This window comes from Eikenella sp. Marseille-P7795, from assembly GCF_916618725.1.
GTDB classification, from domain to species: Bacteria; Pseudomonadota; Gammaproteobacteria; order Burkholderiales; family Neisseriaceae; genus Eikenella; species Eikenella longinqua.
The window spans coordinates 130,412-153,341 of the sequence record NZ_CAKAJZ010000003.1; the positions used below are offsets into that span (position 1 = coordinate 130,412).

The window sequence follows — 22,930 nt, forward strand, 5'->3', positions numbered from 1 at the left end:
CTGAAGCTGGTGTTTTCAGGTAGCCTCCTCCGCAGCCGCAATGGCTACCTGAAAAAGTTTTCCCATTGATTTTTGAAGTAACCCGAAACACCCGAATGATTACCGAATCCAAACTCCTCGACCGCAAAATCCTGCGCCACGGCCACACTGTCGATCAATCGCTGCTGTGGCTGGTGGTGCTGATGCTGGGCTTCAGCCTGGTGATGGTGTATTCCGCCTCGGTGGCGTATGCCGGGCAGGCCAACGGCAGCAAATGGTTTTTCCTGATCCGCCAGGCTTCGTATATCGGCGGCGGCGGCCTGCTGGCCTGGGCGGCGTTTCAGATACCGATGCGGGTGTGGCAGAAATATTCGATGGCGCTGCTCTTGGGCAGCTTGATCCTGCTGATGGTGGTGCTGGTGGTGGGGCGCGAAATCAACGGCGCGCGCCGCTGGATTCATGTGGGGCCGATCAATTTGCAGCCCACGGAGTTTTTCAAGCTGGCGGTAATCCTTTATCTTTCGGGCTTTTTTATGCGTCGCTCGGAAGTGTTGCAGCATTTGAGAAAGGTGTGCTGGGTGGCGCTGCCGGTGGGCGGCGGGCTGGGGCTGATTATGTTGCAGCCGGATTTCGGCTCGTTTGTGGTGGTGTCTGTTATCAGCATCGGGCTGCTGTTTTTGGTGGGGCTGCCGTTTCGCTGGTTTATCGTGGTGGTGCTGGCGGGCTTGAGCGGCATGGGCGCGCTGGTGCTGATTTCGCCCTACCGCATGGCGCGCGTAACCGCCTTCCTCGACCCCTGGGCCGACCCGCTGGGCAGCGGCTACCAGCTTACCCACGCGCTGATGGCCATCGGCCGTGGCGGCTGGACGGGCGTGGGCTTGGGCGCGGGTTTGGAAAAACGCTTCTACCTGCCCGAGGCGCACACCGATTTCATCACCGCGGTAATCGGCGAGGAATTCGGCTTCCTCGGCATGATGGCGCTCACCGCCTGCTATTTGTGGCTGGTGTGGCGCGCGTTTTCCATCGGCAAGATGGCACGCGATTTGGAGCTGTTTTTCGGCGCCTTCGTGGCCAGCGGCGTGGGCATTTGGCTGGGCATCCAGAGCTTTTTCAACATCGGCGTGAACATCGGCCTCTTGCCCACCAAGGGGCTCACCCTGCCGCTGATTTCCTTCGGCGGTTCGGCTTTGTGGGCCATGCTGATCGCGCTGGCGCTGCTGCTGCGCGTGGATTATGAAAACCGCCGCAAAATGCGCGGGTTTAATGTGTAAAGGACGGAATATGGGCGGCAAAACATTTTTGCTGATGGCCGGCGGCACCGGGGGGCATATCTTTCCGGCGCTGGCGGTGGCCGCCGCGCTGAAGGAGCGCGGGCAGAACGTGCTGTGGCTGGGCAGCGAGGGCGCGATGGAAACGCGCATCGTGCCGCAGCACGGCATTGAAATCGAAACGCTGGCCATCAAAGGCGTGCGCGGCAACGGCCTCAAGCGCAAGCTCGCGCTGCCGTTCACGCTGTGGCGTACCGTTTGCGCGGCCAAACGGATTATCCGGCAGCACCATGTCGATGGCGTGATCGGCTTCGGCGGTTTCGTCACCGTGCCCGGCGGCATTGCGGCCAAGCTCTGCGGCGTGCCGATTGTGATTCACGAGCAAAACGCGGTGGCCGGCCTTTCCAACCGCATTTTGGCCAAGCTGGCCAGCCGCGTGCTGTATGCCTTCCCCAGAGCCTTTGCCGGGGAAGACGGGCTGGTGGGCAATCCGGTGCGCGCCGATATTGCCGCCTTGCCCGCGCCCGAAGAGCGCTTTGCCGAGCGCGAAGGCAGCCTCAAGCTGCTGGTTACCGGCGGCAGCCTGGGCGCAGATATCCTAAACCGCCTCTTGCCCGAAGCGCTGGCGCTGCTGCCCGAAGAGCAGCGCCCGCAGGTGTGCCACCAGAGCGGGCGCGGCAAGCTGGAAGGTTTGCAGCAGCGTTATACCGAAGCGGGCGTGCAGGCCGAATGCAGCGAGTTTATCGACGATATGGCGGCGGCCTACGGCGCGGCGGACTTGGTGGTGTGCCGCTCCGGCGCGCTTACCATCGCCGAGCTGGCGGCGGCGGGCGTGGGCGCGCTGCTGGTGCCCTATCCCTACGCGGTGGACGACCACCAAACCGCCAATGCGCGCTTCGTGGCCGCCGGCGGGGCGGGGGTGCTGCTGCCGCAGGGCGAGCTCACGGCGCAGAAGCTGGCCTCCACCCTGGCCGGCCTGAACCGCGACACCTGCCGCCAATGGGCGGAGCATGCACGGCAGATGGCCAAGCCCGACAGCGCGGCCAAAGTGGCGGAAGCAGCGCTGGCGGCCGTGGGCTGATTGCCGGATGAGGCTACCTGAAAAATAGAAGCATTGTTGGATTTTTCAGGTAGCCAGAACGGCAGGGAAATGCAATCATGTTTAATTGGCTGAAAAGCAAAAGCCGCCGCGAAACCGAGCGGTTGAATGCGCTGCTGGCAGAAGTGTTCGCGCAGCTTGGCGAGTAGCGGCTGCGGCAGGCAGTGGCAAATGGGGCGGTGGAGCGGTTTTCGCGCGGCGTGGGCAACCGATTTGACGTGTTCTTTTCACCCTGTGCGGCAGAATATGAAGCGCTGTTACCGAAACGGAATGCGGTGTTTCGCGGGATCGAGGTGTGCAATGCCGACGGTCAGCAAACGCGGCTGGAGCTTGTGGTAATCGACAATCTGCCGGCGGGCATTGCGTTTGATCATGCAGGATTTGATTTCACGCAGCCCCTGTCGGCGGATGTCGGCTCGATTACCCGAGCGGCTTCGGCGGAAGAGCAGACTGGCCTGCGCCGCTTGGAGACACTAGGTTTTGCTGGCAGCGTGCCGGCGGCGCTGGATGAAGTGGAAATCGCGGGGCTAGGCTATCTGCGGTTGCGGGAAATTGCCGATGGTGATTTTATCGGCTTAGGCGCGGACGATGTACTGTATTGGTGTCGGCATGAGGGCGAGGTGTTGGCCTTGCCGCCGGGCTTGGTGGCCGAGCTGCGGGAGAAGCTGTTTACTGCTTCGCGCGGGGAAGTGGCGGCGCTGCTGGAGAAGCTGCCTTAGCTTAGTAAAAACTCGCTCGCCCGTTTTAATTGCGCTGCAGCCCATGCTTTCAACTAGCCTGAAAGATGCAATAGTAGGCTACCTGAAAATCGGCGTAGAAGTTTTCAGGTAGCCTCTTCAGCCGTGTGTTAATTTGTGGAAAACATGGCATGATTGGGCGGCGGCATTTACAATAACACTTTTTTACACACCGGCTGCCGCGCGGCGGCCGCAAGAATAGTTGGCAGATTATGAAAGAACGTGTCAAACGCATCCATTTCGTCGGCATCGGCGGCGCCGGTATGTGCGGCCTGGCCGAGGTGCTGTATAAAGAATTCGACGTGTCCGGCTCCGACCAGGCGCAAAGCCCGGTAACGCGCCAGCTCGCCGATATGGGCATTAAAGTGTTCAACGGCCATGCGGCGGAAAACATCGAAGGCGTGGACGTGGTGGTTACTTCCACCGCTATCAAGCCAGACAACCCCGAAGTGCTGGCGGCGCGCGCGGCCAAGATTCCGGTGATTCCGCGCGCCATGATGCTGGCCGAGATTATGCGTTTCGGCCAAGGCATTGCCATCGCCGGCACGCACGGCAAAACCACCACCACCAGCCTCACCGCCTCCATCCTCACCGCCGCCGGCCTTGATCCCACCTTCGTGATTGGCGGGCGCCTGATGGCGGCCGGCACCAACGCCAAGCTCGGCGGCGGCAAATATATCGTGGCCGAAGCCGACGAATCCGACGCCTCCTTCCTCTACCTCACGCCCGTGATCACCGTGGTGACCAATATCGACACCGACCACATGGACACCTACGGCCACAGCGTGGACAAGCTGCATCAGGCCTTTGTGGAGTTTGTGCACCGTATGCCGTTCTACGGCAAGGCGTTTTTGTGTATCGAGAGCGAGCACGTGCGTGCCATCCTGCCGCGTATCCAAAAGCCCTTCGCCACCTACGGCTTCAACCCCGAAGCGGATATTTATGCCGACAATGTGCGCAACGAAGGCGCGCAGATGTGCTTCACCGTGCACCTGAAAAACCGCGATATCGCGCCGTTTGACGTGCGCCTGAACGCGCCGGGGCGGCACAATGTGCTCAACGCGCTGGCCGCCATCGGCGTGGCGCTGGAGTGCGGCGCCGATGTGGAAGCCATCCAACGCGGGCTGGCCGGCTTCGGCGGCGTGGGTCGGCGTTTCCAGAGCTATGGCGAAATCAAGCTGCCCCAGGGTGGCAGCGCCTTGGTGATCGACGACTACGGCCACCACCCCGCCGAAATGGCCGCCACCCTGGCCGCCGCGCGCGGCGCCTATCCCGAACGCCGCCTGGTGCTGGCCTTCCAGCCCCACCGCTACACCCGCACCCGCGATTTGTTTGAAGACTTTGTGCGCGTGCTGAACACCGCCGACGCCTTGGTGCTCACCGATGTGTATGCCGCCGGCGAAGATCCGATTGTGGCCGCCGACAGCCGTGCGCTCATCCGCACCCTGCGCGTGGCCGGGCGGCTGGAGCCGATTTACTGCGCCGATGTGGCCGATATGCCGAGTACCCTGCTCACCCTGCTGCAAGACGGCGACCTGCTGTTGAACATGGGCGCTGGCAGCATCAACAAGGTGCCGCAGGCTTTGCGCGATTTGGCGGGCGCGGCGTAGTTTTAGCTTCGCAGAAGCTGGCGCTTTCAGGTAGCCTGATTGTGGATAGTTCAGGCTGTGCTGAACAATTTTCAGGTAGCCTTTGCAAGGACAAAATATGAGTTCGTCAGAATCCGGCGGCAACGCCCGCTCCTACCGCGTACGTTTGGATGAATTAAATGCCAACGCCCGCCGCTTCTGGGCGGATTGGCAGCAGGAAGAAGCACGGCTGGCGGCGCTTGCCGATGCCGTGGCCTTCGTAACCGAAGCCAACGAATTGCTGCAACGCCACTGCCCGGAAGTGGTGGTGGAGCTGGACGGAGAGCCGGCCAACGGCGCGCTGGTGTTCAGCGCCAACGGTGTGATTGCGCGGTTTCCGCAGGTGCTGGCGCTGGTGGCCGAAGCGGCGGAGGGCACGCAGCGCTCGGTGGTGTGCTTCCGGCAGCGGGTGGGTGCCTCGGAGCAGTTTGCCATCCGCATGAACGGCGTGGATTTGCGCGCGGCGGATATTTTGGTGCGCTGCGAGGAGTGGCAGGGTTTGCCGGCGCTGGAAATGGCGTTTGCCGCCCCACCGAAGGAAGAAGACAAGGCTGCGGTGCAGCACTTGGCCATCATCATGCTCGACCATGTGCTGGGCGAGTGGGACGCGGTGGTGAAAGTGGGCGCGCTGGATTTTGTAGATGCCGTGCCGCCGGATGCCGTGCCGCTCAACAGGCTACCTGAAAAATTAGACGAAGTGTGGAAAGCCTTGGGGCGCGACGCGCTCTATCCCGAGCCGGAATGGGAGTTTGCCGCCTACCAGTGCGACGAAGACGAAGAAGCCGGCCGCGATGCGCTGGTGCTGCTGCGCAACGAATCGGCCAACGGCCTGCTCGGCCGCGCGGACATGGGCTGGGTGGTGTCGGTACAGTGCAGCATCGACGGCGAAGAGGGGCTCACCGCCGCCTATCAGTTGCAAGACGAGCTCGATGCCGAAGCCGCCCACCAGCAGCAGGGCATCGTTACCTTGTCTGTGACCAACCTCACGCGCGGCGAGCGCACCGTGTTTGCCGCCACCGGTGAGCCGGAACGGCTGGCAGCTAAGGCGCAGGAGATATGCGCACGGTTTGCGCAGCTCAAGCCGCAGGTGGATTGCGAATACGATCCGAACTGGCGGCATTATCGGTTTTAAGTTTTCAGGTAGCCTCTCAGACGGGCGTCTGGCAAAGGGGCTACCTGAAAAAAGTTTTAGCAAGAAAGAAGCAAAGCAAATGAACAAGCAGTTTGGCAAAGTGGCCGTGTTGAACGGCGGGTTTTCCACCGAGCGCGAAGTGTCGCTCGACAGCGGCGCCGCCGTGTTGGCCGCCTTGCAGGGCCGGGGCATCGACGCCCACCGGTTCGATCCGAAAGAGCAAGACATCCTGCAACTGAAGGCGCAGGGTTTTCAGGTAGCCTTCAACGTGCTGCACGGCACCTACGGCGAAGACGGCACCGTGCAGGCGCTGCTCGATTCCATCGGCATCCCCTACACCGGCTGCGGCATGGCCGCCTCCGCGCTGGGTATGGACAAATACCGCTGCAAACTGATTTGGCAGGCGCTCGGCCTGCCCGTGCCCGATTTCGCCGTGCTGCACGACGACAGCGATTTTGCCGCCGTGGAAGCCGAGCTTGGGCTGCCGATGTTTGTGAAGCCCGCCGCCGAAGGCAGCAGCGTGGGCGTGGTGAAAGTGAAGCAGGCCGGCGAGCTGCCCAAAGTGTACCGCGAGCTGCGCGAACGCCACCTGCACGGCGAAATCATCGCCGAACGCTTCATCGACGGCGGCGAATACACCTGCGCCGTGCTCGGCAAGCAGGCGCTGCCCAGCATCCGCATCATCCCCGCCACCGAGTTTTACGACTACGACGCCAAATATTTCCGCAACGACACGGTATACCAATGCCCGAGCGATTTGGACGCGGCAGGCGAAGCCGAAATCCGCCGCCTGGCCAAAGCCGGCTTCGAAGCCATCGGCGGGCGCGGCTGGGGCAGGGTGGATTTTCTGCGCAGCAAGGAAGGCCAGCTGTATCTCTTGGAAATCAACACCGTGCCCGGCATGACCAGCCACAGCCTGGTGCCCAAGGCCGCCGCACAAACCGGCTTGGATTTTGCCGACTTATGCGTTGAAGTGCTGAGCCATGCGACTTTGGGATAATGCCGGCGCGTTAAAACGCATCAACAGCAGCCTCTACCTCTTGGCCGGCATCGGCTTGGTGACGGCTGCCGTGATGTGGATGATGAATTCGCCGTATTTCCCTGTTAAACTGGTGAAAATCGACGGCCAGCTCCAGCGCCTGAGCGCCGCCCAGCTGCAACAAACCGCCAGCCAGCATATTCGCGGCAATATTTTCAAAGCCGATTTAAACGAAGCGCGGCAGGCGTTTGAAGCGCTGCCGTGGGTGGCCAAAGCCGAAGTGCGCCGCCTGTGGCCGGATACGGTGCAGATTCAGGTGGTGGAGCGCAAACCCGTGGCGCGCTGGGAAGGCGGCGGCTTGGTGGACAGCGAAGGCAAAGGTTTCGATGCGCCGAGCGACGAAAACTTTCCCATATTTGCAGGCACGCCGGGAATGCGTAAAATTATGGTGGACGAATTTGCCGAATTTCAGGCCATTTTGGCGCCTACCGGCCAAAGCATCAGCCGGATGGACTACAGCCCGCGCTCGTCGCGGGTGCTGACCTTGGGCAACGGCATCCAATTGCACTTGGGGCGCAATGAGGCGTCCATGCGCCTGCGCCGTTTCGTGCAGGCCTGGCACGAAATCCTGAAAGATCGCGCTGCCGACATCCGCTACGTGGATTTGCGCTACCGCGACGGCTTTGCCGTACGCTACCGGCAAGGCGCCGATAACGAAGGCAACGATAACGAAAACGACAACGAAACCACACCCCGCAATCAGGCGGCCGACTAACCATTTCAACAATCCGATAATTTAAGCAACAAGCGAGACAAACATCATGGCAAACAACAAACAACTGGTAGGCGCGCTGGACATCGGCACTTCCAAAACCATCGTTTTGATCGGCGAAGTGCAAGATGACGACGAAATCCACATCATCGGCTTCGGCCAAGCGCCCTCGCACGGGCTCAAAGCCGGCATGGTCACCAACATCGATGCCACCGCCCAAGCCATCACCCAGGCAATGGAAGAGGCCCAGCTGATGGCCGACTGCCAAATCGGCAGCGTGGTTACCGGCATTGCCGGCAACCATATCCGCAGCATGAACTCGCAGGGCGTGGTGAAAATCAAAGAAGGCGAAGTGATGCAGGCCGACATCGACCGCGCCATCGAAACCGCCAAAGCCGTGAATATCCCGCCGGATCATCAGATTCTGCACACCGTGGTGCAGGAATACATCATCGATAACCAGCCCGGCGTGCGCGAGCCCATCGGCATGAGCGGTGTGCGCCTGGATACGCGCATCCACATCGTTACCGGTGCCGTTACCGCCATGCAGAACATCCAGAAATGTATTGAACGCTGCGGCCTGCATATCGACAATATGATTTTGCAGCCCCTGGCCAGCGGCCGCGCAGTGTTGACGGAAGACGAAAAAGAATTGGGTGTGTGCGTGATCGACATCGGCGGCGGCACCACCGATATTGCCGTTTACACCAACGGCGCCATCCGACACACCGCCGTGATTCCGGTGGCCGGCGACCTGATCACCAAAGATTTGGCGCAAGCCCTGCGCACGCCCTACAGCGCCGCCGAATACATCAAAATCAACCACGGCGTGGCATTGGCCACCGGCGACGGCTTGGACGAAATGATCGAAGTGCCCAGCGTGGGCGACCGCCAGCCGCGCCAGATTTCGCGCCGCGTGCTGGCCAGCGTGATCGGCCCGCGCGTGGAAGAAATTTTGGAGCTCACCCGCAACGAGCTGCACCGTTCCGGCTTCCCCGAAGAAGTGCTCACTTCCGGCGTGGTGCTCACCGGCGGCGCTTCGTTGCTCTCCGGCGTGGTGGAGCTGGCAGAAGACGTGTTCAACCTGCCCGCCCGCATCGGCGTGCCGAAGGAAATGGGCGGCCTCTCTGAGCGCATCCGCAACCCGCGCTACGCCACCGCTATCGGCCTGTTGCAGACCGCGGCGGAACAAGGCGGCAGCCAGCACGCCGCGCATCCCGCCGGCAGGCAGGGCGGCGAGGGCGATTCTGTCTTCTACCGCCTTAAAGAGTGGCTGAAAAACAATTTCTAGCCTTTTTGCTTATTCTTGCACACAAAATCCGTTCAAACCTTTATAATACGGGCGATTTCAGTTTTCAGGTAGCCTTCCGGGCACAATCAAGGAGTGTTAAATGCAATTGGTTTATGATGTTGTCGAATCCGCAGCCAGCCCCGCGGTCATTAAGGTTATCGGTATCGGCGGCGGCGGCTGCAATGCCATTAACAACATGATTGACAACACGGTACAAGGCGTCGAATTCATCAGCGCCAATACCGATGCCCAATCCTTGCAGAGCAATAAAGCACCCAAACGCATCCAGCTGGGCACCAACCTGACCAAAGGCTTGGGCGCCGGCGCCAATCCTGAAACCGGCCGTGCCGCCGCGCAGGAAGACCGCGAAACCATCGCCGATGCCATTCAGGGCGCCAATATGCTGTTCATCACCACCGGCATGGGCGGCGGCACCGGCACCGGCGCCGCTCCCGTGGTGGCCGAAATCGCCCGCGAGCTGGGCATCCTCACCGTGGCCGTGGTAACCCGCCCGTTCGAGCACGAAGGCAAACGCATCCAGATTGCCAAAGAAGGCTTGGATACCCTGAAAAACCAGGTGGATTCCCTCATTGTTATCCCGAACGACAAGCTGATGACCGCATTGGGCGAAGACGTAACCGTGCGCCAGGCATTCCGCGCCGCGGACAACGTATTGCGCAACGCCGTGGCCGGTATTGCTGAAGTGATTACCTGCCCGGGCATGATCAACTTGGACTTTGCCGACGTGCGCAACGTGATGGGCATTACGGGCATGGCCATGATGGGCTCCGGCTTCGCGCAGGGCATCGACCGCGCCCGTATAGCCACCGAGCAGGCGATTGCCAGCCCGCTGCTGGACAACGTAACGCTGGAAGGCGCGCGCGGCGTGCTGGTGAACATCACCACCGCCCCCGACGGCCTGACCATGAAAGAATATAAAGAAATCATGTCGGTGGTGAGCGAATATGCCCACCCGGATGCTGAGCTGAAATACGGCACGGCCGAAGATGCGGCCATGCAGGAAGGCGAAATCCGCGTTACCATCATCGCCACCGGCCTGAAAGAGCAGGGCGACAACAGCCAGAGCAGCAATCTGCGTATGGTGAAAGCCGCCCAAGCCACCGGCACCGACGGCGGCTTCCCGGAAATCGACAGCGTGATCCGTTCCGGCCGCACCGCCCGCACCATGAATTTGGCCGCTTCCGATTTTGCCAACCAATCTGTGCTGGACGATTTCGAGATTCCGGCGGTGATTCGCCGACAAGCTGATTAAGCCGGTTTGGTTTATAGTAAAAGGCTACCTGAAAATTTTCAGGTAGCCTTTTGTTGCGTCCATACCTTTGGGCGGATAAGCCGATTGAATCGGACTAATCAAGCTGCTGGAATTTTGTGAAACAGGCGCAGGCAGTTGGCGGTGGTGGCTTGGGCGATGTTTTCCAGGGTGTCGCCGCGCAGTTGGGCAACGAAGGCGGCAGTGTGCCGCACGTAGGCGGGCTCGTTGGTTTTGCCGCGTTTGGGCACGGGGGCGAGGTAGGGTGAGTCGGTTTCCACCAGCAGCCGGTCGAGCGGCACGTAGCGGGCGGCTTCTTGGATGGCGGTGGCGTTTTTGAAGGTAACGATGCCGGAGAAGGAAATGTAGAAGCCCAAATCCAAGGCCAGCTTGGCGATGCGCACGTCTTCGGTGAAGCAGTGGATCACGCCGGCGTGGGCTTGGTGCTCGCGCAACAGGCGCATGGTGTCGTCGGCGGCATCGCGGGTGTGCACCACGAGGGGCAGGCCGCTGCGGTTGGCGGCTTCGATGTGTAGGGAGAAGCGTTGGTGCTGCCAGGCCAAATCGCCTTTGCACCAGTGGTAGTCCAGGCCGGTTTCGCCGATGCCGACCACTTTGGGCAGGGCGGCGCGCGCCAAGAGCTCATCCAGGCTGAATTCTTGGGCTTCGGGGTCGTCGGGGTGGATGCCGACGGTGGCGTAGATGTGGGGGTGGGCTTGGGCGATGGCGTGTACTTCTTCGAAGCTCTGGCGGCTCACGCTGATGGCGATGGCTTTGCCCACGCCGGCTTCGGCCATGTTGCCGAGGATTTCAGGTAGCCTTTGGGCGAGCTCGGGGAAGTTGAGGTGGCAGTGCGAATCGATGAGCATGGCTACATGGTGTAGGTGGCGCGGTCGGTGTGCAGCAGGCCGGGCAGTTGGTCTTCGATGTAGTTTTTACACTTGATGGCGGTTTCGTCGTCGCCGAATGCGAGGCCGACGCCTTGCGGCTGGCCGCTGGTGGTGCGGCTGAGGTTGATCCACACCACGCGGGTGCGCAGGAAGTATTTTTCAGACTGGTCGAACAGCTCGAGAATCAGCAGCACTTCTTCGCCCATGGTGAATTGATCGTTGGTGGGCACGAAGATGCCGCCGTGTTCGAGGAAGGGCATGTAGCTGTAGTAGGCGGTGGGTTTGTCTTTGAGGCTCACGCTCATCATGCGGCCGGGTGCTTGCTCGGCGGGTGTGCTCATGGTATGTCCTTGTTGTTTAGTAAGTAGAGGGTTTGTTTTGCCAGAAGGCGAGATAGTCGATTAACAAATTTTCAATCTGCATTCTAACACTTAAGGTGTGGCGGCCGTAAGGGCTGAGGCGGTTTAGGCGCTGCACCAATTGAAACAGGGGCTGCCCTGCCGTGCGGGAGGCTACCTGAAAAAGGGCGGCTTCGTGCTGCGGGTAATACAGCGGGGGCAGCTGCTGCTGGGCGAGGGCGGTGTCGGCCAGCCATTTGTGCAGCCAATCCAGGAATACGGCGAGCGGCCATTTTTGCTTGTCGAAGGCGGCGGCGTAATCCAGCATGGCGAGCAGGCGCGGCTTGGCCAGCAGCTGGCACAACTCTTCGCGCAGGGCGTCTTGCTCGGGCTCGGCGGCAAACAGGGGGGCGCCGCTGTGGAAGGCGAGCAGGGCTTCGGCCTGGGCGGCATCGTGCGAGCCGTGCGTTTTCAGGTAGCCCAAGGCTTCTTCGGCGCTCGGGGCGGGCAGCAGGAAGGGGCGGCAGCGGCTTTTGATGGTGGGCAGCAGGCGGTCTTTGTTGTGCGTTACCAGCAGGAACACCACGGCGGCGGGCGGCTCTTCCAGCATTTTCAGCAGCGCGTTGGCGGCTTGGATGTTCATGGTTTCCGCCGGCTGCACCAGCACCACGCGCAGCCCGCCGCGCACGGAGCTTTGCAGCAGGGGGGAGAGCACGGCGCGCACGGCGTCGATTTTGATTTGCAGCAATTTGCGGCCGCTTTCACCTTCGGCCGGCAGCTCGGGCGTGAGCTCGTAGTAGTCCGGGTGGCTGCCTTGGGCGAACAGGTGGCAGGAGGGGCAGCTGCCGCAGGGCTGGTGCCCGGCTTGCGGCTGCTCGCACAGCAGCGCCTGCGTTAGATGGCGGGCGAAGGCGGTTTTGCCGGTGTTGCGGCGGCCGGTGAACAGCCAGGCGTTGGGGCGGTTGGCCCACTGCGCGGCCAGCTGCTGCCAGGCGGATTGTTGCCAGGGGTAAATCATAGCGGGATGAGGCTGCCGGAAAAGATGAGGCTACCTGAAAAATTTTCTCTTTAAGAAACAAAGCTTCGGTGCGGGGAAGCGGGCGGGAAGGCTACCTGAAAAATGCGCGCGGCACAAATCGGCAGCCGGGGCGGGCAAACTAGCCTTTTTTGCCCCACTTGGCCCTGGCGATTTCCACCGCCATCGGCAGCACCGAAATCACGATGATGCCGATCACCACCAGGCCGAAATTGTTTTTCACCACCGGCAGCTCGCCGAAGAAATAGCCGGCATAGGTGAGCAGACCCACCCACAGCACGGCGCCGATGATATTGTAGCGGATAAAGCGGCCGTAGTGCATGTCGCCCATGCCGGCCACGAAAGGCGCGAAGGTGCGCACAATCGGCACGAAGCGCGCCAGAATGATGGTTTTGCCGCCGTATTTTTCGTAGAAGGCGTGGGTTTTATCCAGATATTCGCGTTTGAAGATGCGCGAATCGGGTTTGGAAAACAGCTTTTCGCCGAAATATTTGCCGATGGCAAAGTTTACCGCGTCGCCAATCACCGCCGCGGCGAGCAGCAGCGCTGCCGCCAAGTGCACATTCATGCCGCCCAGCGCGGCCACCGCCCCGGCGGCAAACAAAAGCGAATCGCCTGGCAGGAAGGGCGTGACCACCAGCCCGGTTTCGCAAAACACGATGAGGAATAGGATGGCGTAAATCCAAACGCCGTAGCTTTGGGTGAGCTCGATGAGGTGTTGGTCGATATGCAGGACGAAATCAATCAAGTGGGCAATCATGGCGGGTGTGCGTGTGGGAAATGGGCGGCATTGTAAGGCAAGAGCGGACGGGCTGAAAGGGGCGGGCGGCTGCGGCGGGGAAATAAGTTAGAATGTAGCCTTTAAAGAGGCTACCTGAAAAATCAAGCCGCGCCGGAATACGGGCATTGAAGGCTACCTGAAAAATATCGGTTGCGGCAGAACCCAAATAAGGAAACGCGATGAGCTGGTTTTTCGCCTGCGTCGGCGGCATCGTGCTGCTGCTGATTATCGAGCTGGGATTGCGCCTGCATGTGGACAAATATGCCGCGCCGCTGTTGGCCTGGTATCGCCACACCGCGCCGCCGGGCAGGGAGGTGAAGGAAGATTATTTCCTGCCGGATTCGATGATGGGCCGCGGGATGAGTTTTCGGGCACGGCCGGTGGAGCGGCTGGTGTGGCGGCATGCCGAGGTGGCGGATAATCCGTATATCCGGCCGGCGGCTTATGCGGAGCTGCGGCCGTATGTGTTGATGCTGTACGGCGTAATACTCTGCTGCAACGAGGTATGTTTTTGCTGTGCCTCTGCTGCTTTGGCTGTGGAAATTGGCTACCTGAAAAACTAAATCCTGCCCCGAATGAAATGGAAACGTGTTCAAGGCTACCTGAAAAATCAAACCGCGTTGCCATGCCACCCACCAAAGGCTACCTGAAATCTAGGCCCCCCCAATGAACCTCCTCATCACCTCCCCCCGTGCCCCCGTGGCACTCGAATGGGCGCGCTTCGCCCGCAGCGGCGGCCACCGCGTCGTGTTTTGCGACAGCCTGCGCTTTCCCGTGGGCGCGTTTGCCGGCTTGGGCGAATACCGCCGCATTCCGCCCCCGCGCCTCGATTTTGCGGGCTACGCGCAAGCCATGGCGGAACTGGTGGCGCAGGCCGACTGCGTCATCCCCACCTGCGAGGACATTTTCTATCTCGCCAAGCTGGATTTACCCGCCGCCGAACGGGCGAAATGCCGGATGCCCGACAACGAAACCCTGTTCGCCCTGCACGACAAATTCCGCTTTTTCGCGCGGATGCCGCAAGGCACGGCGGTGCGCTTTCCCGAAACGCGGCGCGTGGCCTCGCCCGATGAAGTGCGCTTGGACGACGATACGCGCAAAACGGTGCTGAAACCCGTGTATTCCCGCTTCGGGCGTTCGGTGGTGCGCGGCGTGCGCGAAGGCAGCCTGAAACACCTCCGCATCGGCGCGGACTATCCCTGGGTGCAGCAGGAATTCATCGCGGGGCAGGGCGTGTGCAACTATGCCGTGTGCGAGCGCGGCAAGGTGCTGGCGCACGCCGCCTACCGCCCGCGCTACCTGCTCAACGGCGCGGCATCCACCTATTTCGAGCCGCTGCACGATTCGCGCTTGGACGAGTTTGTTGCCCGCTTTGCCGCCCAAAACGCCTACCACGGGCAGGCGGCGTTCGACTTTATTGACGACGGGCGCGACCTGTGGCTCATCGAATGCAACCCCCGCGCCACCAGCGGGCTGCACCTGCTGCGCGGCCGTTTGGCGTTTGATGCGGCAGGCAGCCTCGTGCCGCAGGAAAACCCGCCCCCGCCCCGCCCCCTGCGCGTGGGCGCGAGCCTGCCGCTGCTGTTCGGCGTGCAGGCATGGAAACGCGGAACATGGGCCGAGCTTTGGCAGGATTACCGCCGTGCCCAAGACGTGATTGCCGATTTGCCGTTTTACGCGCAATGGCTGGCCTTGGGCGAGATGGTTTGGCGCAGCGCGAGATACCGCAAGCCGCTCACCAACGCCAGCACCTTCGACATCGAGTTCGACGGCGATGGAAACTGATTTGTCCCGCGCCTTTGCCGCGCTGTTTCGCGACGTGCCGCTGCACGCACTGTTTGCCAACATGAACGCCCGCGCCGAAGAGCTCGACACAGGCAGCCTGAACATCCCCTGCACCGTCATCGACCGCACCACGCCCAACTGCTACACCGCCTCGCCGCACGCCGCCATTGTGGATTACGCCCGAGACGAACTGGTGAAACTGCCGCCGCTGCGGCGCATGGCGGCGGCAGGTCTGCTGGCGGGCTTGGGTGGTATTTTGCGCGCCAACCAAATCGACCGCATGGCCACGCTCAACAACTACTGCCTTTCCACCAACAGCTTCTCGCAGCGTTTTCAGGTAGCCTCCATGGCGGATTTGACCGATGCCGCCGTGCAGAAATGGCCGCGCCACGCCCTCTCCGTCCGCTCGCTCAACGTGCGCCAGCACGCGGATTTAATCGCCCGCCTGCAACGGCTCGGCTGGCAGATGCTGGTGTCGCGCCAAGTCTATATCATCGACGACTGGCCGCACGCCTGCGCCAAAGCCAACACCCGCCGCGACCGCAAACTGCTGCACGACGGGCGTTATGTGTTCCAACGTTTGGACGCAAGCAGCCCCGAAGCCGATTTTCAGGCAGCCCTATATTGCTATAACCGTCTGTATCTGCACAAATATTCCCAGCAAAACGTGCAGTTCGCCACCCGCTTCCTGCGTGAAGCCGCCGCGCGCGGCATCCTGAGCCTGTATCTGCTGCGCGACGCGGAAACCGGCGCGGGAGCGGGCGTGTCCGGCATTGTGAAGGACAGCGACACCGCCACCGCCCCCATCGTGGGCTACGACGATGCCGTGCCGCAATGCGCAGGGCTGTACCGCCGCTGCATGGCGCAGGCGATGCAGACCGCGCACGAAGCCGGGCTGGTGTTGAATTTCAGCTCCGGCGCGCCCGATTTCAAAAAAGTGCGCGGAGCCGCCCCCGCCATCGAATACATGGCGGTCTATACCCGCCACCTGCCGCCGCCGCGCCGAGCGATTTGGACGCTGCTGCACGCGCTGAGCCATGCGTTTTACAAGAAAACGCTGCTGAAATACGGCCTGTGAAACGGGAGGCTACCTGAAAAAAACCGACATCGTTTTTCAGGTAGCCTCCAAGCCCGCAGGGTAGGTTGGGTCAAGCCCCAACATTTCAGACAATTCAAAGGTTTTGTTGGGTTTTGCAACCCAACCTACATATACTCCCACGGGAGGGCAAAACGGAAGCGGCAGGCAATGCCCTATCCGAAAGGAATGCGTATGGCAGACATCAGCCGAGAAACCAACCAGGCAATCAAACAATTGGCCGAAGCGGTATTGGACGGCAGCATATCCAGAGAAGCCGCCTCCCGAAGCGCATCCGCCCTGCTTGGGCGGATAGAGTCCGCCGGCGCGGAAACCGACCCCGCTGTTTTCTCCTTCCTGCAATATATCGAAGGCTGGGACACGCCCGATTTCGAGCGGGAATATCTGTTTTGCCTGGGCGATTTTGCAATCGAGTTCGACAAGGTTAAAGACAGGTTTTAAGGCGGCGGGGCGCAATTCAGGCTACTTGAAAAAGAGGGCATTGTTTTTCAGGTAGCCTCCAAATCCGCAGTCGGATAGGCCAGCATTGCTGCCCGACCTGCGGCAAACCGCCCGAATATACACAAACCGCAATCAGGCTACCTGAAAACCGGAAACGCCGTTTAGCTTCGCAGAAACTCCGTTTTAGCTTCGCAGAAACTTCGCTTCCTTCGGAAACTCCGTTTTCAAGCAGCTTTTAATACCACAGGAACACCGCATGAACATCGCCAAAATGAAACGCGCCTGGTACCCGCTGGTGCCTTCCGCCAAACTCAAACACAAGCCCCTTGCCCGCAAGCTGTTGGGGCAGCCGCTGGTGTTGGCGCGGCTTGGCGGGCAGGCGGTGTGTTTCGACGACTGCTGCCCGCACCGCCATGTGCCGCTGAGAGCGGGCAAAATCGTGTCGGGGCGGCTGCAATGCGGCTACCACGGCTGGCAGTTCGACGCGGCGGGCAAAGTGTGCGCCGTGCCGGGCGGAATGTGCGCCTGCGAAGAGGCCTCCGCCGTGCCCGCCCATCCCTGCCGCGAACACGGCGGCTGGGTGTGGGTGTGCCTTGCGCCCGACGTGCCGTTTGCGCCCTATGCCGATTTCGACGCGCCGCCCAGCTTTGAAACCGTAAACGCCGCCAAACAGATGGAAGGCGATTTCATCCACGCCATCGAAAACTTCCTCGACCCCACCCACACGCCCTATATCCACCGAGGCCTGCTGCGCGGCGCGGGACGGCAGGGCATGACCGTGAGCCAGAGCCGCCACGCCAAGGCTTTGCCACCCGCTACGTCCTCCACGAGCGGCAGAACGGCCTGATTAACAAGCTGTTCGACCAAGGCATCACCGTAAACGACGCCGCCTTCACCTTCCCCGGGCTGGCGCGCATCGACTACCTGTCCCCGCGCGGCTGCGAATACCGCATCTCCGCCTTCTTTATCCCGCAGGACAAAGGCCAAATCGGCCTGAGCGTGCGCGTGCATTTCCCCCAAACCCGCCTGCTGCTTGCCGTGAAAGCCCTGCTGTTCCGCCCCTTTGTTGAATGCCTGCTGTTGCAGGACGCCGCCGTCATCAAACGGCAATACCGCCACCACAGCCGCTATTTCGCCAACCGCCCTATTGCAGCACGCCCAACGATTTGGTCATCGACCACCTGCTGCATCTTTTGCTGGAAAACGCGCCCGAGGGAGAGGACAAATCGGGCGAGATGGTGCTGTATGGCGGATAATCCGCCCGGCGCGCAAACCGCAATCAGGCTACCTGAAAAATACCGCCATGCTTTTTCAGGTAGCCCCAATCCAACCCAATAGAAAGAACCCCCATGAAACCCTACCGCGTATTGATTTTCGATTGGGACGGCACCTTGGCCGATTCCCCCGCCCAAATTGTGAGCCGCGTACAAACCTCGTTCCGCGAATTCGGTCGCACGCCGCCGGGCGAAGCCGCCATCCGAGACATCATCGGCCTTGGCCTGCACGACGCACTGCGCCGCCTCTGCCCCGATTTGAACGACGCACAAATTGCCGAAGTCGGCCGGGTGTACCAAACCGACCGATTCCACCACAGCCCCCCCGATATTCTATTCGACCGCGCCTACGATGTTTTGCATCGGCTACAGCAGCACTACTGGCTCGCCGTCGCCACTGGCCGCAGCCGGCGCAAACTCGACACCGGGCTGGCAGATACCAACACCCAAAGCCTCTTCCTCGCCACCCGCACCGCCGACGAATGCGCCTCCAAGCCCCAGCCCGACATGGTGTTCTCCATTTGCAACGAGCTCGGCGTGCACCCCCGCGAAGCCCTGGTGATCGGCGACACCACCCACGATTTGCAGATGGCGGCCAACGCCCGCAGCCCCGCCGTATCCGTTACCACTGGCGCCCACACCCCCGCGCAGTTGCAAACCGTGCCCCACCTGGCCATGCTCGACGGGCTCGCCAGCCTGGCTGATTGGCTGGAAGCATAAAGGCTACCTGAAAGCGTGAGCTTCAACGAAGTTAAAACCAGCGAAGCGAGTTTCGCTAAAACGGTAAGCTGCCACACAGTGAAAGCAGGCAAAGCAAATTTCGCCAAAACGCCGGTTCGGGCAGGGATGCCACGCGAAGGCAGCCGGCGGGCAGTTGCGCTGCTTGGGCGGCGAGCTGGAGGGGCTGGGTGGTGAGGCGGCGCAGGGCTTCGCTGGCGGGGATGTTGTCGGTTTTGTTGAAGTTTGCCGTGTCGTTGTTGCTCTTGTGGTCGTATACGTTTGCGGTGCCGTTGGCGAGGAAGGTGTAGCTGTTTTCGCCTTTGAGGATGATGCTGTGGTCGTAGATTTGGATTTGTTGCAGGCGGCCGTCTTTGCCGTAGGTGTATTGCAGGCCGTGCCGGCTGCAGGCGCTTGGGTTTCTGGCGCAGCTTTCGGGGTTGGCGAGGGGGGAGATGTGGAGGAAGGATACGGTGTTGTTGAAGCCTGAAATAGTCCCCGCAGGCGAAGCGGGACGGGCAGGCTTTGTCTGCTTCGGGCAGAAACGAGGAAGGGGCGAAGCTGGAATGGCGTTGTATTCGGCCGGAAGGGGAGTATTGGGTGTGTGCGGCCGGAGGCGATGCGGCGTCGCGGGATGGGCTTTTGCGCGAGCTGTTTTTCCGCGATTAGGCGGTATGCGGGCATGGGCAGGTGCGGCGGCTTCTGCTATACTGCGCACACTCCTGTTTTGCGGGTATCGTCTAATGGTAAGGCACCGGCTTCCCAAGCCGACTATGCGGGTTCGATTCCCGTTACCCGCTCCATTTGTCCCACGCTGTTTGGCGTGGGATTTTTGTTGGCGTTTTCAGGTAGCCTTCGTTCTGCGTGTGAGGCTACCTGAAAAATGATTTCGGCGAGGGGCGGGCGGTTTGCGGCATGGCTGGCATAAAACTTGTTTTATTTGCTGTTAATTTTTGCTAAACTGCGGCCTTCGTTTTGCATACATAAATTTACTTTTGGAGGCAACATGGGCTTTTTTGCTCAACATATGCAGTTTTTCATCCAGTTTGCCGTGGTGCTGCTGTGCATTTTGGCCGGCGCGCGCGTGGGCGGCATCGGCCTGGGTGTGTTTGGCGGCGTGGGTTTGGCGGTGCTGTCGTTCGGCTTCGGCCTGGAGCCCACCAGCCCGCCGATTGATGTGATGCTGATGATTATGGCGGTGGTGTCGGCTGCGGCAGCCATGCAGGCGGCGGGCGGTTTGGACTATATGATTAAAATCGCTACCCGTGTGCTGCACAAAAATCCGAAATACATCACCTTTATCGCGCCGATGGTTACTTATAGCTTCACCGTGCTGGCCGGCACGGGGCATGTGGCGTATTCGGTGCTGCCGGTGATTGCGGAAGTGAGCCGCAAAAACGGCATCCGCCCGGAGCGGCCGCTTTCGATGGCGGTGATTGCTTCGCAGTTTGCCATTATTGCCAGCCCGATTGCGGCGGCGGTGGTGGCTTGCGTGAGCTATTTGGAGCCGCAGCACATCACGATGGCGGACGTGCTGAAAGTGAGCATTCCTTCCACGGTGTTGGGCATCGGCATTGCCTGCGTGCTGGTGAACAAAATGGGCAAGGAGCTGAAAGACGACCCGGAATACCAGCGCCGCCTGCAAGACCCGGCCTACCGCAAGCTGTATGAGGCGGAAACGGCGGTAGCGGATACGGAAGTGGGCGCCAAGGCTAAGATTTCGGTGGGGATTTTCTTGTTTGCCGCCATTTTGGTGGTGTTGCTCGGCGCGCTGCCTTCGCTGCGCCCGGTGTTTAACGACAAGCCGATGGGCATGGCGCACACGATTGAAATCGTGATGCTGGCCGCGGCGGCGCTGATTATCGTCACCTGCAAGCCGGACGGCAACGCGATTACGCAGGGCTCGGTGTTTCATGCCGGTATGCGCGCGGTGATTGCCGTGTTTGGCGTGGCCTGGCTGGGCGATACGCTGATGCACGGGCATTTGGACGAGGTGAAAATGGCGGTATCGGGCTTGGTGGAAAGCGCGCCTTGGGCATTTGCCTTTGCGCTGTTTGTGCTTTCCGTGCTGGTAAACAGCCAGGGGGCGACGGTGGCCACGCTGTTTCCGGTGGCGATTGCGCTGGGCGTGCCCGCGCCGATTATCATCGGCACGTTTGTGGCGGTGAACGGCTATTTCTTTATCCCGAACTACGGCCCGATTATTGCGGCCATCGATTTCGACAGCACGGGCACCACGAAAATCGGCAAGTATATTTTCAACCACAGCTTCATGCTGCCCGGGCTTTTGAGCATGGGCTTCAGCCTGGTGCTGGGGCTGATGTTTGCCAAAATGTTTTTGGGTTGAACGGTTCGTCCGTTTGAGAAACCGCCCGGGCTTCGGCTCGGGCGGTTTGATTTTGGGGAGGAAGAGGCTACCTGAAAAACGGTGGGGATATTTTCAGGTAGCCTGAAACCAGGTTTTTCTGGTTTCGGCATGATGAGATACGGCGGCAGTTGCAAAGCCAAGGCAGGCCGATTGGCCCGTGGGCGCGAAAGGCTACCTGAAAATTTTAGCTTCGCAGAAACTCGCGTTGCTCGTTTTAACTGCGTTGAAGCTCACGCTTTCAGGTAGCCTTTTGGTTTGGCCGTGTGCTTTATGCCGCGGCTTCGCTTTTACTCAGAGTGATGCCGGTGAAGCCGAACACGAGGGTGAGCAGCAGGCTGAGGTAGCAGAAGAAGGCATAGGGCAGGTAGTCGATCACGGCCACGCCCAGCGCGTGGTGGATAAACACGCCGCACACGCTCCAGGGCACCAGCGGGTTGGTTACCGTGCCGGCGTCTTCCACGGTACGGGCGAGGTTGCGAGGATGCAGGCCGAGCCGTTGGTATACCGGTTTGAAGGTGTTGCCGGCCAGGAGCAGGCTGAGGTATTGCTCGCCGATGAGCACGTTTACGCCCAGCGAGGTGGCGGCCACGGTGAAGGTGGCGCGGCCGGCGTTCACCAGCATGTGGCTGATGCCGGAGAGCAGGGCGGGCAGGATGCCCAGGGCGTTGAGCAGGCCGCCGAGGCTGAGGGCGAGGATAACGATGGTTTGCGTGAAAAACATGCTGCTGATGCCGCCGCGTGAAATCAGTTTGCCCACGTCGCCCAAATCGCTGCCTTCGGGCGCTTGGTAGCCGTTGAAGAAGTAGCCGCCGAGCTGCTCAATGCTGGGGCTGCTGTGCAGATAGGTGAGGGCGAGCGCCACCAGGATGGTGAGGATGATGGTGTAGATGGCGTTCACACGGCGCAGGGCGAGGGTGATGAGCACGGCGAAAGGCAGCAGGGTGTAGCCGTGCACCAGGCCGCTGGCATGAAGCTGGGTTTTGAAGGCGGCCACCATGCCGAGGTCGGCATTGGCGGTGTGGCCGGAGAGCAGCCACAGCAACACGGCGGTGATGAGCCAGGCGGGCACGGTGGTGTACATCATATTGCGGATGTGGTCGAAGAGGTCGATGCCCACGATGGAGGCGGCGATGCTGGTGGTGTCGGAGAAGGGCGACATCTTATCGCCGAAAAACGCGCCGGACACCACCGCCCCAGCCACCACGGCCGGATTGGCGCCCAGCGCCGTGCCCATGCCGATAAAGGCCACGCCCAGGGTGGCACAAGTGGTGAGGCTGCTGCCGATGGCCACGCCCACCAGTGAAGTGAGCACGAAGGCGGAAAGATAGAAAATACGCGGCGAAATCAGCTCGAAGCCGTAATACATCAGCGTGGGAATCGAACCCGCCATCATCAGCGCGGACACCAGCAATCCGATGAAGAAAAAGAGATAAATCGCGCCGATGCCCGAGAGCACGCCGCGCGCCATGCTCAGCTGCATTTGGCCGAATTCCAGCCCCTTGCTTTTGCCGAACACCAAGAGCGTGCACAACACCAAAATCACCGACAAATGCGGCACCCAGCCAAACTGAATCATGGTGATACCCATCACGGCCACCACCAGCGCGGCAATCACCGCCGCCTCGCGCGGGCGCATTTCCAACAAGGCTTCTTTTGCTTCTTTCACTTCAGTTTCCTCTAATTTTGCATTGGCAGTTTGTGCCACAATTTTTGTAAAGAAGCCGCCAAACTATCATTTTCCGACCGCCAAGGCAATCTCGGCGTGGGAAACACCCGATTCAAACAGGCAGGAATTTGCTCGATTTGTGTTTTAGGTTACCTGAAAACGGTTTGGAATCATATTGAAAACAGAGTTTGTGGAATAAAATTGCAAAAATATGGATAAAATATAAAACAAATGGCGCATAGCGTTTTGAGTCAACACTTGCAACAAGCCCGCCCTATTCGGCTAAAATACGTCCCAACCGAAAGGCTACCTGAAAACCAAGCGCCCAATCCGTTTTCACTAAGCGTGGAAGCCGGCGTTTTCAGGTAGCCTCAACTATTCTA

At 60.6% G+C, this 22,930-nt stretch carries 23 protein-coding genes and 1 tRNA gene; 18 read left to right on the top strand and 6 right to left on the bottom strand.

The genetic code is table 11. The features are described from left to right. The first annotated feature begins 95 nt into the window (after positions 1 to 95). From ftsW to ftsZ, 9 genes are all read left to right on the top strand, one after another. Positions 96 to 1,250 carry a putative lipid II flippase FtsW gene (gene ftsW / locus LG371_RS07015; protein ID WP_067590615.1) on the top strand — a complete coding sequence of 385 codons (1,155 nt, stop codon included), beginning with the start codon at positions 96 to 98 and terminating at the stop codon, positions 1,248 to 1,250. A gap of 10 nt (positions 1,251 to 1,260) precedes the next feature. Continuing rightward, a complete protein-coding gene (murG, locus tag LG371_RS07020; RefSeq protein WP_225748126.1) occupies positions 1,261 to 2,328 on the top strand; it encodes an undecaprenyldiphospho-muramoylpentapeptide beta-N-acetylglucosaminyltransferase in 1,068 nt (355 codons plus the stop codon). Positions 2,329 to 2,564: 236 nt separating this feature from the next. Continuing rightward, positions 2,565 to 3,065 carry a hypothetical protein gene (locus LG371_RS07025; protein WP_225748127.1) on the top strand — a complete coding sequence of 167 codons (501 nt, stop codon included), beginning with the start codon at positions 2,565 to 2,567 and terminating at the stop codon, positions 3,063 to 3,065. Between the two features lie 227 nt (positions 3,066 to 3,292). Then, positions 3,293 to 4,693: a UDP-N-acetylmuramate--L-alanine ligase gene (gene murC, locus LG371_RS07030; protein ID WP_067590624.1), complete on the top strand. Its 1,401-nt coding sequence runs from the start codon at positions 3,293 to 3,295 to the stop codon at positions 4,691 to 4,693. 97 nt (positions 4,694 to 4,790) lie between these two features. Then, positions 4,791 to 5,843, top strand: a complete 1,053-nt coding sequence (locus LG371_RS07035; RefSeq protein WP_225748128.1) for a hypothetical protein — start codon at positions 4,791 to 4,793, stop codon at positions 5,841 to 5,843. Between the two features lie 79 nt (positions 5,844 to 5,922). After that, a complete protein-coding gene (locus LG371_RS07040) occupies positions 5,923 to 6,843 on the top strand; it encodes a D-alanine--D-alanine ligase (protein ID WP_067590629.1) in 921 nt (306 codons plus the stop codon). Further along, positions 6,827 to 7,597: a cell division protein FtsQ/DivIB gene (locus tag LG371_RS07045; protein ID WP_225748129.1), complete on the top strand. Its 771-nt coding sequence runs from the start codon at positions 6,827 to 6,829 to the stop codon at positions 7,595 to 7,597. The genes LG371_RS07040 and LG371_RS07045 overlap by 17 nt, the downstream gene beginning before the upstream one ends. A gap of 46 nt (positions 7,598 to 7,643) precedes the next feature. Continuing rightward, complete coding sequence (gene ftsA, locus LG371_RS07050) at positions 7,644 to 8,885, top strand: cell division protein FtsA (protein ID WP_067590636.1); 1,242 nt, start codon at positions 7,644 to 7,646, stop codon at positions 8,883 to 8,885. Between the two features lie 100 nt (positions 8,886 to 8,985). Next, positions 8,986 to 10,158 (top strand): cell division protein FtsZ, encoded by a 1,173-nt coding sequence (gene ftsZ / locus LG371_RS07055; RefSeq protein WP_225748130.1) that lies wholly within the window; start codon positions 8,986 to 8,988, stop codon positions 10,156 to 10,158. Between the two features lie 98 nt (positions 10,159 to 10,256). Here the strand turns inward: ftsZ and LG371_RS07060 are convergent, their stop codons facing one another. The 4 genes from LG371_RS07060 to LG371_RS07075 all read right to left on the bottom strand — a co-directional run bounded on the left by LG371_RS07060 (position 10,257) and on the right by LG371_RS07075 (position 13,179). Beyond that, a complete protein-coding gene (locus LG371_RS07060) occupies positions 10,257 to 11,024 on the bottom strand; it encodes a TatD family hydrolase (RefSeq protein WP_067590643.1) in 768 nt (255 codons plus the stop codon). Positions 11,025 to 11,026: 2 nt separating this feature from the next. Then, a complete protein-coding gene (locus LG371_RS07065) occupies positions 11,027 to 11,386 on the bottom strand; it encodes a PilZ domain-containing protein (RefSeq protein ID WP_067590646.1) in 360 nt (119 codons plus the stop codon). A 16-nt stretch (positions 11,387 to 11,402) separates the two neighbouring features. Then, positions 11,403 to 12,401 (bottom strand): DNA polymerase III subunit delta', encoded by a 999-nt coding sequence (holB, locus tag LG371_RS07070; protein WP_225748131.1) that lies wholly within the window; start codon positions 12,399 to 12,401, stop codon positions 11,403 to 11,405. Positions 12,402 to 12,540: 139 nt separating this feature from the next. Further along, positions 12,541 to 13,179, bottom strand: coding sequence for a DedA family protein (locus LG371_RS07075; protein WP_067590652.1), 639 nt, complete (start codon positions 13,177 to 13,179; stop codon positions 12,541 to 12,543). A 200-nt stretch (positions 13,180 to 13,379) separates the two neighbouring features. Between LG371_RS07075 and LG371_RS07080 the strand changes: the two genes are divergently transcribed. From LG371_RS07080 to LG371_RS07110, 7 genes are all read left to right on the top strand, one after another. Continuing rightward, a complete protein-coding gene (locus LG371_RS07080; protein ID WP_225748132.1) occupies positions 13,380 to 13,763 on the top strand; it encodes a hypothetical protein in 384 nt (127 codons plus the stop codon). 103 nt (positions 13,764 to 13,866) lie between these two features. Then, entirely contained in the window at positions 13,867 to 14,985 is a 1,119-nt protein-coding gene (locus LG371_RS07085; RefSeq protein ID WP_225748133.1) for a carbamoyl-phosphate synthase large subunit, read from the top strand. Position 14,986: 1 nt separating this feature from the next. Beyond that, on the top strand, positions 14,987 to 16,063 hold the full coding sequence (locus LG371_RS07090) for a GNAT family N-acetyltransferase (RefSeq protein WP_225748134.1): 1,077 nt from the start codon (positions 14,987 to 14,989) through the stop codon (positions 16,061 to 16,063). Positions 16,064 to 16,255: 192 nt separating this feature from the next. Then, a complete protein-coding gene (locus LG371_RS07095) occupies positions 16,256 to 16,522 on the top strand; it encodes a hypothetical protein (protein ID WP_067590661.1) in 267 nt (88 codons plus the stop codon). Between the two features lie 256 nt (positions 16,523 to 16,778). Further along, positions 16,779 to 17,369: a Rieske 2Fe-2S domain-containing protein gene (locus LG371_RS07100; RefSeq protein ID WP_225748135.1), complete on the top strand. Its 591-nt coding sequence runs from the start codon at positions 16,779 to 16,781 to the stop codon at positions 17,367 to 17,369. Between the two features lie 158 nt (positions 17,370 to 17,527). Further along, complete coding sequence (locus LG371_RS07105) at positions 17,528 to 17,860, top strand: hypothetical protein (RefSeq protein WP_225748136.1); 333 nt, start codon at positions 17,528 to 17,530, stop codon at positions 17,858 to 17,860. Between the two features lie 11 nt (positions 17,861 to 17,871). After that, positions 17,872 to 18,516: an HAD-IA family hydrolase gene (locus LG371_RS07110; protein WP_225748137.1), complete on the top strand. Its 645-nt coding sequence runs from the start codon at positions 17,872 to 17,874 to the stop codon at positions 18,514 to 18,516. Positions 18,517 to 18,571: 55 nt separating this feature from the next. Here the strand turns inward: LG371_RS07110 and LG371_RS07115 are convergent, their stop codons facing one another. Further along, the gene (locus LG371_RS07115; protein WP_225748138.1) at positions 18,572 to 19,231 is read right to left on the bottom strand and encodes a hypothetical protein; all 660 of its coding nucleotides are present in this window, start codon (positions 19,229 to 19,231) and stop codon (positions 18,572 to 18,574) included. A gap of 11 nt (positions 19,232 to 19,242) precedes the next feature. Here LG371_RS07115 and LG371_RS07120 point away from each other — a divergent pair. Together LG371_RS07120 and LG371_RS07125 are read left to right on the top strand one after the other, a co-directional pair. Further along, positions 19,243 to 19,316 (top strand) — tRNA-Gly (locus tag LG371_RS07120). Between the two features lie 224 nt (positions 19,317 to 19,540). Beyond that, complete coding sequence (locus LG371_RS07125) at positions 19,541 to 20,860, top strand: anaerobic C4-dicarboxylate transporter (protein WP_225748167.1); 1,320 nt, start codon at positions 19,541 to 19,543, stop codon at positions 20,858 to 20,860. A 289-nt stretch (positions 20,861 to 21,149) separates the two neighbouring features. Here the strand turns inward: LG371_RS07125 and nhaC are convergent, their stop codons facing one another. Beyond that, a complete protein-coding gene (gene nhaC / locus LG371_RS07130) occupies positions 21,150 to 22,517 on the bottom strand; it encodes a Na+/H+ antiporter NhaC (RefSeq protein WP_067590740.1) in 1,368 nt (455 codons plus the stop codon). Between the last annotated feature and the right edge of the window lie 413 nt (positions 22,518 to 22,930).

Bases quoted from the DNA above. Each gene is read 5' to 3' on its own strand.
- nhaC (WP_067590740.1), bottom strand. From the start codon at position 22,517: ATGCGCCCGCGCGAGGCGGCGGTGATTGCCGCGCTGGTGGTGGCCGTG.
- LG371_RS07100 (WP_225748135.1), top strand. From the start codon at position 16,779: ATGAACATCGCCAAAATGAAACGCGCCTGGTACCCGCTGGTGCCTTCC.
- LG371_RS07075 (WP_067590652.1), bottom strand. From the start codon at position 13,179: ATGATTGCCCACTTGATTGATTTCGTCCTGCATATCGACCAACACCTC.
- murG (WP_225748126.1), top strand. From the start codon at position 1,261: ATGGGCGGCAAAACATTTTTGCTGATGGCCGGCGGCACCGGGGGGCAT.
- LG371_RS07040 (WP_067590629.1), top strand. From the start codon at position 5,923: ATGAACAAGCAGTTTGGCAAAGTGGCCGTGTTGAACGGCGGGTTTTCC.
- holB (WP_225748131.1), bottom strand. From the start codon at position 12,401: ATGATTTACCCCTGGCAACAATCCGCCTGGCAGCAGCTGGCCGCGCAG.
- ftsW (WP_067590615.1), top strand. From the start codon at position 96: ATGATTACCGAATCCAAACTCCTCGACCGCAAAATCCTGCGCCACGGC.
- LG371_RS07125 (WP_225748167.1), top strand. From the start codon at position 19,541: ATGCAGTTTTTCATCCAGTTTGCCGTGGTGCTGCTGTGCATTTTGGCC.
- ftsA (WP_067590636.1), top strand. From the start codon at position 7,644: ATGGCAAACAACAAACAACTGGTAGGCGCGCTGGACATCGGCACTTCC.
- ftsZ (WP_225748130.1), top strand. From the start codon at position 8,986: ATGCAATTGGTTTATGATGTTGTCGAATCCGCAGCCAGCCCCGCGGTC.
- LG371_RS07060 (WP_067590643.1), bottom strand. From the start codon at position 11,024: ATGCTCATCGATTCGCACTGCCACCTCAACTTCCCCGAGCTCGCCCAA.
- LG371_RS07110 (WP_225748137.1), top strand. From the start codon at position 17,872: ATGAAACCCTACCGCGTATTGATTTTCGATTGGGACGGCACCTTGGCC.
- LG371_RS07080 (WP_225748132.1), top strand. From the start codon at position 13,380: ATGAGCTGGTTTTTCGCCTGCGTCGGCGGCATCGTGCTGCTGCTGATT.
- LG371_RS07035 (WP_225748128.1), top strand. From the start codon at position 4,791: ATGAGTTCGTCAGAATCCGGCGGCAACGCCCGCTCCTACCGCGTACGT.
- LG371_RS07045 (WP_225748129.1), top strand. From the start codon at position 6,827: ATGCGACTTTGGGATAATGCCGGCGCGTTAAAACGCATCAACAGCAGC.
- LG371_RS07065 (WP_067590646.1), bottom strand. From the start codon at position 11,386: ATGAGCACACCCGCCGAGCAAGCACCCGGCCGCATGATGAGCGTGAGC.
- LG371_RS07095 (WP_067590661.1), top strand. From the start codon at position 16,256: ATGGCAGACATCAGCCGAGAAACCAACCAGGCAATCAAACAATTGGCC.
- LG371_RS07085 (WP_225748133.1), top strand. From the start codon at position 13,867: ATGAACCTCCTCATCACCTCCCCCCGTGCCCCCGTGGCACTCGAATGG.